This is a genomic window from Paenibacillus sp. JZ16, assembly GCF_015326965.1.
GTDB lineage: Bacteria > Bacillota > Bacilli > Paenibacillales > Paenibacillaceae > Paenibacillus_AQ.
Genome location: NZ_CP017659.1, coordinates 3,944,278 through 3,954,987, shown reverse-complemented (window position 1 = coordinate 3,954,987; position 10,710 = coordinate 3,944,278). Strand labels below are relative to the sequence as shown.

Here is a 10,710-nt window from a genome sequence, read left to right as displayed (position 1 = left end):
TTTTTTCTTATAAGCCCGATAAAAGATCAGAATCCACGCGCCTTCTGGAAAGATGTAACATTAGTCTTAAGCAGGATAAAAGGTTAATTACAACGTTAGGGGTGTGGTGTAGGGTGGATTCGAAACAGTTGGTGAACGTGTTTCGTCATTTTGCTGAACGGGAATGTCCGGGATCCAGTGTGTTCTATGAGTACTTGGCTGGCCATATAGCCGATGATGAAGAGCTGCTGCAAGTCGCTGCGTATGTTCCTGCAGGCCAGCCTGTCCCCAATATGCTGTTTGGCGCCGTCCAATATTTGCTGCTGCAGGGTGAGGGGCCGGATCTGAGGGCGTATTACCCGGGTCTAGTGGAGCATCCGAAGGAAATAAGCTCCTGTTATCCCTATTTTCGTTCATTTGTGCTGAAGCATCAGGCAGCCATTATCAGGATCCTGGAGAGTAAACGGGTACAGACGAACGAAGTCCGCCGCTGTGCGTATTTGTACCCGGTGTTCTGCTCGATCTATGATAAGGTCCGTAAGCCGCTTGCCTTGGTGGAGCTTGGAACCAGTGCCGGATTGCAGCTGCTGTGGGATCAGTACAGCTACTCCTATGGAGACGCGATTCGTTACGGCCTAGCGGGGTCGAAGGTTCATATTACATCGGAGATCAGGGGAGGTCGGATGCCGTTCCTGCCAGCCTCCATTCCCCCGGTGGTCTATCGGATGGGGATCGATCTGCATGTGAATGACGTGCGGAACCCGGAGCACTTTTTGTGGCTGCGGTCTTTAATCTGGCCGGGTAATCACGACAGGGTATCCATGCTGGAGCATGCGGCGGAGGTATTGAAGCAGCAGTCCGGGATACAGTTCCGGGAAGGGGACGGGACCGAACTGCTTCCCGATATCGTGAAGGGCGTCCCTGAGGAGGCCGTCATTTGCGTATTTCATACGCATGTGGCTAATCAGATCCCGGAGGCATCCAAGCAAAAGCTGCTGCATCACTTGAATGAAATCGGAAGCGTCCGCGATATCGTCCATGTCTACAACAATATGCAGGATGGCGATCTTCATGCGGACTATATCCTCGGGGGCGAGCGATGCGAGATTACGGTCGCGCGGACGGATGGGCATGCTCGCTGGTTCCAGTGGCTGTTGTGAATTGGCAATAGTGCCGTTAGCTTGATTGAAGAAGCACAGCGAATCGTGAGGCACCTGCCATTGTTCCGTGTGAGGTGACGGCGAGCAAGCGAGCCTGGAAATCAGCCGAATCAAGGCTGTACGTATGGAAGTCGCAGCTGTTCATCCGGTCTGTTTTTTTCTTGGGCAAGTCTATGTCATAATAGGGGAGATGGAATAATAAGCGCTTAAATTCAAGGAAGCCAAAGGAGGAAGTTGGGATGGATTATCGTATTGAGAAGGATACCCTGGGTGAGGTTAAAGTGCCTGCGGATAAGCTATGGGCAGCGCAGACACAGCGCAGTTCCGAGAATTTCCGGATTGGAACCGAAACGATGCCGAAGGAAATCATTCGGGCGTTTGCGATATTGAAGAAAAGCGCGGCTATCGTGAATGGCAAGCTCGGCAAGCTGGAAGCAGACAAGGTCGATGCCATTACGACCGCCGCCGATGAGATTGTGGCCGGCAAGTGGGATGAGCACTTTCCGCTGGTGGTTTGGCAGACCGGCAGCGGCACGCAGTCCAATATGAACGTGAACGAAGTCATTGCGAATCGGGCCAATCAGCTGCTTGAGCAAAAAGACAGCGCCCTGCGCGTTCATCCCAACGACGACGTCAACAAATCCCAAAGCTCTAACGATACGTTTCCGACAGCGATGCACATGGCCGCGGTCGTGGCCGTGGAAGATCATGTGCTGCCCGCGCTGCGCCGCTTGAAGAAAACGCTCGAGAAGAAAAGCGATGAATATAAGGACCTGATCAAAATCGGCCGCACGCATCTTCAAGATGCCACACCGCTGACCCTCGGACAGGAAATCAGCGGCTGGCACCGGATGCTCGAGAAGTGTGAATTGATGCTGGCTTCCGCCGTAGAACCGCTGCGTGAGCTGGCTATTGGCGGTACTGCCGTCGGCACCGGCATTAACGCACATCCGAAATTCGGAGAAATGACGGCTGCTGAAATCAGCATGCAAATTGGAAAAAGCTACACGTCAGCCAGCAACAAGTTCCATTCGCTGACCAGTCATGACGAGATTGTATTTGCCCATGGGGCGCTGAAGGCGCTGGCTGCCGATCTGATGAAGATCGCCAACGACGTTCGCTGGCTGGCAAGCGGTCCCCGTTCCGGGATTGGCGAGATCTCGATCCCTGCCAACGAACCGGGCAGCTCGATCATGCCGGGGAAAGTGAACCCAACCCAGAGCGAGGCACTGACGATGGTAGTCTGCCAAGTGATGGGCAACGATGCCACGATCGGTTTTGCAGCAAGCCAGGGTAATTTTGAGCTAAACGTCTTTAAACCGGTCATCATCTATAACTTCTTGCAGTCCGTACGCCTGCTGTCGGATGCGATGGATTCATTCGACCAGAATTGCGCGGTCGGCATCGAAGCCAACCTTGACGTTCTCCGTACGAACATGGAGCGGTCGCTGATGCTGGTGACAGCGCTGAATCCGCATATCGGATATGAGAATGCAGCGGCCATCGCAAAAAAAGCGCATAAAGAAGGGACAACGCTTCGCGAGGCGGCTCTGGCAAGCGGGCTGTTAAGCGGAGAGGATTTTGACCGGATCGTTCGTCCGGAAGAAATGATCCATCCGAAGGAGTAAGGGCGTATGTTTGGAGCTTGATCGGAAAACATGCCTCGGTTGACCCAAAACCCATTTCACCACGGTGAAATGGGTTTTGGTTTTTAGATTTTTTCTTTTCCCAAGCTCCGCAGCGGTTATAATAGGGTGTCAGGATATTGACCATGATTGATAAACCATTTGCATGAAGGACGGATGATAACTTGAAGAAACATCAATGGATTGCCACGCTGCTCTCTCTGATATGCACCGGGCTCGGGATGTTTTATATCGGGACGCCGGGTATGATTATAGGCGGAACGCTGCTTATGGCGTTTCAGGGAGCGGCTTTGTTTATTTTTTTCATGACATTGGGATTTTTGGGCCTGATTATTGGTCCGCTCGCTATTGGACTACATATTATAGGTCTGATTATACCGGTTATTTATTTCAACTACCGATCACCCAAGAAACCGATGTTCGACGAGAAGCGGAAGCGCCAACTCGCCTCTCCTTGGAAAATCGTCTTGCGGACGGTGATTGGACTTGCCCTGTTCGCCGGGTCCATCTACTCGGGGTATACCTGGGGATCGGCTCCGTTCATGAAGACGGCCGCCGAGAAACGAGAGGTCCAGGAGGCGGCAGAGTCCTATTTGGAACAGAAGTACAACGAACCCTTTAAAGTTACGGACGTGGACTATACCTGGGCCATCGGCTCATACAATCTGAGAGCCCATCCGGTACAGTCGCCTGAGCTGGAATTCACGCTTAGCAGCAATGAAGCCAGCCCTCCCAGCATATCGAATGATACATATTTGAATCTGCTGTGGGGACAGCAGCTGAGAGACCGGCTGAAACCTCTGCTGGCCGAGCTTTATCCGGACCAGGCGTTTGCGAATGCTTATGTTAACTCCGATTTCGACACCATCGAGCGTGATTATAACCAACTCGTAAATACTGACGGGAATATCAGTCAGAATATCAGTTTAATCGTATTCGCGGATCTGACGGCAGACAATCTGGCGCAAGAGAAGGAACGGGTGCTGGAGCTGATTCGGCGGCTGCCTTCGGTGGCGGTACCGGGGGAGACGGACCTTCACATTGAATATTATGGGGCGGATTTGAAGACGCCGGACCGTGTAAAGAAGCTAGAGCAGGATTTTGATATGAATGGGAAACAGAGCACCCATATTTTCAGGGAGTTTGATATTTCGAAAATCACGTCCACGGATGACATTGAAATCAGAGGACTGGAATGAGGAGTATGGAAAAATTGAAGGATTGGATTGCCTCTATTCCGATTAAAAGCCAGGCGGAGTTCGTGACTCTGCCTGGCTTTTTCAAGTATTCGTTAGGGGGAAATGGGAGCTTCAGCGCTGGGACAGATGAATGATGCGCCCTTTCTGGGTCTGCTTCATGGTCAGCTTCAGATTTAAGGCTGTGGCCATGTCTCGGACAGGTACGTAGAGGGTGTTCTTGATAAAAAGAGGGCCGTTATACTTGCTCTCATCAAGCTTGCAATGGTCCGATTCCTCGGGGCATAGCTTGGCCGGCTTATAAATATCGATATCGTTCACGTTCATCTCTTGCGTTGCCCGCCGAACGATCGTATACCCCCATCTGTCGTTGCCCCATATCGATACCGGGGGGCTGTTCGCAGCCTTCACGTCATATTGATGAAAGTTGTCCAACTCCTCCTTCAGCGTATAGGAAATTTCATACCCCATTGCATCGGCTAAGGACTTGAGCGGAACGTACGCTTTGCCTTTGTGAACAAGAACGCTAGTCATGGGGGTGCCTGCTGCCTTCACGGAATAGTTCTCTGCATCGTTAGCGGCTGCTTGTTCGCTGTTCCAGATTAGCGAAGCGGCCAGCAGGACACTTGTCAGCGCGAACAACGATATTCTTCTGAATTTCACGATCATCATAACCTCCTTCCGTTTTTCGAATGGGTATAGGCATCCAAATCAAGGAGCCTATCTATAATATAAACCCTTTTTCAGGACATTTGGTTAGTTAAAATCCTGCTTATTGGAGCTGACCATATCCTACATGCTCACGGTGTTTTTCGCATCCCGATAACCGGACAGTTTGTTTACGAAGAACGTAATCAGGAACGAGCAGAGCATGCTGGCTGCCATGGAGATCAGGAAGCCAATGGTGTTATTCGATGTGATGGGACCGATAAAGGAAGGCACGTAGGCGGTTCCCCGAACGCCGAATAAACCGACGAGCATGCCGCCAAGACCTGCGGAAGCAATCGCTCCAGCAAACACGAGTTTGTTCGAAAACATGAAGGGATAGGCGGCTTCAACGAAGGTGCCAAAACCCATATTGATAGCAAACCCGGGAGCCGCTACGGCCGCTTCTCCCTTATCCCGCGGGGCGATAATGTTGGCCAGCGTGATTCCTGCGGACACCATCACCAGACCGACCATATCCACCGCGCCGAGGAAGCTGTTGCTTGTTGTCTCCATCTCCAGCAGTACAATTGGCAGGATGGCCGCATGATAAACGCCGCCAATGATCGCGGGCCAGATCAGCAGGCCTGCAATCAATCCGGCTATAGCCGGGCTCCAGGAGACAAGCGTTTCGATCAGGAAGCGGATGCCTTGCCCTGCACTCAGCGCAATCGGTGCAATGAGGAAGTAAACCAGCAGACCGGCAATCAGTCCCGATATACCGCCTGCAACAATGTTGACCGTGGTTGCGGGGAAACGCCACTCCACGCACTGACGGAATATGTAATGGACGATGATACCTGCGCCAATTCCGCCAATGATGCCTCCGATAATGCCCCCCTCGACGGAGAGGACACCTGCCACGATGCCTGCCACGATGGATACCTCGTCCAGTTCGGATACCTGTTTGGCAGCGATCACAGCAACGATGACCGGCAGCGCCTTAATCAATAGATCAAACACTTCGGTCAGCGAGGATAACCCCGGGATTTTGCTGACTGCGAGAATCAGGGCCATGCCGATAAACCCGGGGAGGGATGCCATCATAATGCCCCGAATATTGATGCGCCGCCATGGCGACGAGCTTCCGGACGCTCCGTGAAGGTTCGCGGCTGCATTTCCGATGACCGGCCGATACGTTAGTCGCCAATGCTTGCTGAGGGAAGTAACAAAGGTGACCGCGCGGGTTCGGTTGGTGGTTCCGGTGGTACCCGAAGCGGCGATGACATGCGCGCCTTTGGTTTGGATGATGGCCATGGAAGCTCCGCCAGTACCGGTCACTGGCAATCGGAACTTGGCAGCAGCCTCAATGGCGTGCCGGTTGCTGCCCTCAGGGTCGGCACTCATAACGATGATGCCGTCAATCTCGCCGAGTTCAATCTGCTCGGCAATCTCCCGGTCCAGCCGTTCAGCCGCCTGATTGACCTGCTTAAGAGTGCCCTCGGCAATAACGATGGGCTCCCCTTGAGAAATGCTCCAGCTGTAAAGCGCGGCGGGCGTTGTATCCTTGGCTGCATCCATGGAGACCTGGGCAGCAATAAACTGCAGCGCCCCGCAGGACAGGCCTGCGCTCTCCAGCTGCATCAATATCTCATCCAGCAGCTTGCGCGGGTCTTTGCCGCCGAGATTGTACAGATTGCCCCCGCTGCTCCCAATGATAGCGATTTGACGATTCATGACTTGCTGCCCCCCATATGTATAAAATTCGATTATTTCTATATTACAGCAGAGTTATAACTTGTTAAAGTGTTAAAATGCCATTCCGGTATACGAAAAGCCGCCATGCATAACCCGGTAAGGCTGCATGGCGGCATGGCTATCTGTTATCTATTCGTTGTTTTCGCTTGCAGCTGCGACGGCAGCTGCCTCTTCCGCTGCTGTTTCGGCTGTTTCTTTAACAATTTGCAGCTTCGTGTAGCGGTGGGTCTTCTTCTCGATGATGGTAAACGTCAGTTCACCGTAAGTCCATGTATCGCCTTTGGCAAGCTCGGAGTTATGTCCGTACAGCCAGCCGCCGATCGTATCCAGGTCATCGGTGCTCAGGTCGATGTGAAGCAGATCGTTGATCCGGTTAATGGATACCTTGCCGTCGGCAATAATGCGGTTCGGCTCAGGCTGGGTCAACTCGCGTTCTTCATCCTCGTCGAATTCGTCGCGGATTTCGCCGACGATCTCCTCGAGAATATCCTCGATCGTGATCATCCCCGAGGTGCCGCCGTATTCATCGATCAGGATGGCCATATGCGTGCCTTCCTGCTGCATTTTCCGAAGCAATTTCTTGATCGGTATCGCTTCGGATACCGTCATGGCCGGATGAATCAGCTTGGTCAAGTCGATGTTGGAATTGTCATCAAACTCCAGAAAGAACTGCTTGGTGTTCACCATGCCGACGATCTGGTCCTTGTCACCGCGTACAACCGGAAAACGGGTGTACTGCTCGCGCTTGATGATCTGCAGATTAGTGGCAAGCGGCTTATCGACATACAGGCAGATCATATCGGTACGGGGTACCATAATTTCTTTGGCAAGCATATCATCAAAAGCAAAAATTCGGCTTACATAACCGTATTCAGCTTGGTTGATCTTTCCGCTCTCATAACTGTCGCTCAGAATCATGCGGAGTTCTTCTTCCGAGTGAGCTTCCTCGTGCTCACTGGCGGGATGCATGCCGAACAGACGAACGATTTTGTTGGCGGATCCGTTCAGCAACCAGATGAACGGGTACATGATCCGGTTAAACCAGATAATAGGTGTCGCACAGAGGAACGACACGGCTTCCGCTTTATTAATAGCAATCGTCTTCGGCGCAAGTTCACCGATAACGACGTGAATATAAGTCATGATAATAAATGCAAGCAAAAACGAGATTAGCGATCCGATGGCCGCAGGAATTGCAAAGCTATCAAACACCGGGTGAAGAATTTTCTCGATGGTCGGTTCCCCGAGCCAACCAAGACCGAGCGCCGTGATGGTAATTCCCAGCTGACACGCGGACAGATATCCATCCAGATTCGAAGTTACCTTTTTGACGGCAAGCGCGCCTTTGCGCCCTTCCATTACCAATTGGTCTACCCGGCTGGGGCGAAGTCTTATGATAGCAAATTCCGTCATAACGAAAAAAGCGGTAGCTGCGATAAGCACAGCGACTAAGAATAAATTTAAGCCTATACTGTCATCCAAACAAAACACATCCTTTTTTATCTGATCCGAATTAGTTTTTTATTAACCATCACTTACTATGCATGGCTGTCAACATAATTCGACCGGAATTTTAAAGGGTCTAGTTTCATGTGCTTTAGGAGCAGAAACATATCGGTATCCGTGCGGCATGTAACGTTATGCAAGGAAAGCAGAGACACATGGAATTTTGACTCCAGCATCAACCGAACGGGTTCCGGGCTCTTGGGCACCGGCGTTGGCGATGGAAGAGTCCCTTCAGACGCTTCCATTCCCTGCGTAGCAGCAGCGGAATCGGAAATGTCCACCAGGGGGACATGCGTAAAGGAAGCAATCAGAAGAAGGCCAAGTGTTGAACATATAATTCTGTTTATCCTTCGTATGGGGTCCAAGTCGGATCGTCACTCCTACAATTCATAATCGATTTGTTCATAAAAAATATATGGCTTAATTGTCAGCGTATGAGTATGAGTCATTTAAGTTGTTGTACGTAATTTCACCACGAATGCGGGTTTCAAAACAAGGTATATTGCTAAGATTATAAAATTTATAGTTTTCAGCGAAGCGTAAGCAACTCTTTAATCGCATTTATAGTTTTGGGGTCCCCGCAAAGTATTTGGAATAAGCATCGAAGCATAGGCTCCACTTTGTGGGGCTATTTTATTAATCATAAGAAAAAGTAAGCCACTATGTCAAATAACCGTCGCCCTCGGGTTGAAAAACCTTATGCATCAAGGGATGCCGGCGATTCTCTGCCAAACACAAAAAAGGACAACCCTTTCGATTTATCGAAAGAGTTGTCCTATTAAGCAACGGGCTATTTATGGTATGGCAGCTGTTTGATATAGCTGTCCGACAGATGGAGCAGCTGCAGCGCGCGTTCGAATTCTTCCTTGGTCGCCTGGGTCCTCTTCTCGTCCGCGTTCGGAAGCGGATGCTTGGTTCCATCCTCAAAGCCGATTCCCGGGATATACAGGGTCGTATTGTTAATAAAGGTACCGGAAGGAAGGTAATACCTTTCCGGCAGCAAGTTATTATCGGTGTTGTTTAACAGATCCTGGCCGAAATGAAGCTGATTGTCCATCGATACGCCGAGCAGGTTAGCCACCGTTGGCAAGAGGTCGATCTGCCCGCCGACTTGCTCCTTGACTTCCGGCTGAAGGCCTTTTCCATGGATCATAAGCGGGATATTGATCATATCGCCGGAGTTATAATCACGGCCATAAATTTCGTGCATCAGCTCTTTATCCTTGTTGTCCAAGGAATAAATCGGCAGTCCGAGGTGGTCTCCGTAGAGAACAATCAGGCTGTTATCCCACACGCCGTCTTTCTTCAGCTGCTCAATGAATTTACCAAGCGCATCATCGGCGTAATTCTGCGAACGGATGTAGTCGCCGACGAAGGTGCCTTCATAACGCTCCGGCAGCGTCATCCGATATTTATCTTCAGGAATCGTGAACGGATGGTGAGCCGACATGGAAATGACATGGCTATAGAACGGTTTATCGGCTTCGTTCATCTTCTTCAGCTCGGCTGCGGTTTTGGAATACAGGGCATCATCCGAGGCACCGAAGAACAGCTTATCTTCATCGCCGAAGAATGCTTTATCGTAATAACGGTTGAAACCGAGCGCCTTGTACAGCTCTCCACGATTCCAGAATTCCACCACATTGGTGTGGAAAGTGGCGGTATCATAACCTTCCCCTTGCAGCAATCTCGGCAGGCTTGGCAGAACTCTGTCGGCATAATGCTGCGTTGCCGCTCCCCGCGGTGGAATGTAGAAGGATGTATTCACCACAAACTCGGCATCCGAGGTATTACCTTGGCCGACATTCTGGTAGAAGTTCGGGAAGTATTGGCTCTCGCGGGCCAGCTTGTTGATGTTAGGCGTAATTTCCTTGCCGTCAATCTTGAGGTCGACCAGGAACTCCTGGAAGGACTCCATCTGGATAATGATCAGGTTCTTCCCTTTGGCGACACCTGAGAGCAGGGCTTCCTGATCAGCCGCCTTGAGGCCCTTCAATCCGTTGACTTTATCCTGCGTGATGGTCTTGGCATCCACGAGCTCTTTGTTCTCCTGCTGGAAAATCGTATAGGCCTCATAGTTGAGAATGCCCATCTCCTGCGCCTTCACGATTTCGTTCATGCTTGCGCGGTTCGGCATAATCTGGAACAGGCACAGCATTAAAGAGACAACGAAAACAATAGGGATAATCTTGCGCTTTTCCTTCTTGGCATGCCGAATCTTCCATTTTTTGACGCGGTCACTTCGCCATAATAGAAAAAACATACCGATGATATCCGTGAAGATCAGCAGATAGTAAGGGTCCATCAAGGAGAATACGCTATTGCTTACCGCGGTTACCTGATTGACCTGCTCCAGCGCGTGATACGTAACAATGACACCGTAATATTTATAATACATAATGGCTGCGAAGAATATGGCGGTCAGCAATAAGTTAACACTCATATAGGCGGCGAGCTTTCGCTTGGAAGCGAACCATTCGATTAAGCTGAATGCAAGCCAAATAAAAGGAATTTCCGTAATGAGCGGCTTCCATGGCATGACATCATCAAAAATGACCATCCAGGCCAGGTAGCTTTTGAGCAGCATAATGACAGAGAAAAATATAAAAGGCTTCGTAATCGTTAACCGAAACCGCGAGGTGGAAAACACCTGTATCGCCTTCCTTTCAATGCCGCGGTATACCTAATTCTAGAACTCCAGCGGCCATTCGTTATTTAAGAATCGATAGACGTTATTCTTACTGTTGATATACATTCCGTATACCATTTATTTTACAAAACTAATGAACAGAACTTATTATGACCTCTTCGGAGGAGGTT

General features: G+C 50.5%; 7 protein-coding genes. 3 read left to right on the top strand and 4 right to left on the bottom strand.

From position 1 onward, the window contains the following. The first annotated feature begins 113 nt into the window (after window positions 1-113). From BJP58_RS18035 to BJP58_RS18025, 3 genes are all read left to right on the top strand, one after another. Window positions 114-1,139, top strand: coding sequence for a DUF2332 domain-containing protein (locus tag BJP58_RS18035; protein ID WP_194540011.1), 1,026 nt, complete (start codon window positions 114-116; stop codon window positions 1,137-1,139). Between the two features lie 239 nt (window positions 1,140-1,378). Then, window positions 1,379-2,767: a class II fumarate hydratase gene (gene fumC, locus BJP58_RS18030; protein ID WP_194540010.1), complete on the top strand. Its 1,389-nt coding sequence runs from the start codon at window positions 1,379-1,381 to the stop codon at window positions 2,765-2,767. A 182-nt stretch (window positions 2,768-2,949) separates the two neighbouring features. Further along, entirely contained in the window at window positions 2,950-3,984 is a 1,035-nt protein-coding gene (locus BJP58_RS18025) for a hypothetical protein (RefSeq protein ID WP_194540009.1), read from the top strand. Between the two features lie 111 nt (window positions 3,985-4,095). On the opposite strand, the gene BJP58_RS18020 is transcribed toward BJP58_RS18025, so the two are convergent. From BJP58_RS18020 to BJP58_RS18005, 4 genes are all read right to left on the bottom strand, one after another. Continuing rightward, complete coding sequence (locus BJP58_RS18020; protein WP_233355145.1) at window positions 4,096-4,650, bottom strand: hypothetical protein; 555 nt, start codon at window positions 4,648-4,650, stop codon at window positions 4,096-4,098. A 123-nt stretch (window positions 4,651-4,773) separates the two neighbouring features. Continuing rightward, window positions 4,774-6,363 carry a PTS sugar transporter gene (locus BJP58_RS18015; protein ID WP_194540007.1) on the bottom strand — a complete coding sequence of 530 codons (1,590 nt, stop codon included), beginning with the start codon at window positions 6,361-6,363 and terminating at the stop codon, window positions 4,774-4,776. A gap of 150 nt (window positions 6,364-6,513) precedes the next feature. After that, entirely contained in the window at window positions 6,514-7,866 is a 1,353-nt protein-coding gene (locus BJP58_RS18010) for a hemolysin family protein (protein WP_194540006.1), read from the bottom strand. Window positions 7,867-8,680: 814 nt separating this feature from the next. Next, complete coding sequence (locus tag BJP58_RS18005) at window positions 8,681-10,540, bottom strand: LTA synthase family protein (RefSeq protein ID WP_194540005.1); 1,860 nt, start codon at window positions 10,538-10,540, stop codon at window positions 8,681-8,683. Window positions 10,541-10,710 lie beyond the last annotated feature (170 nt).

Coding starts and splice junctions, on each gene's coding strand:
- BJP58_RS18020 (WP_233355145.1), bottom strand. CDS start 4,650: ATGATCGTGAAATTCAGAAGAATATCGTTGTTCGCGCTGACAAGTGTC.
- fumC (WP_194540010.1), top strand. CDS start 1,379: ATGGATTATCGTATTGAGAAGGATACCCTGGGTGAGGTTAAAGTGCCT.
- BJP58_RS18015 (WP_194540007.1), bottom strand. CDS start 6,363: ATGAATCGTCAAATCGCTATCATTGGGAGCAGCGGGGGCAATCTGTAC.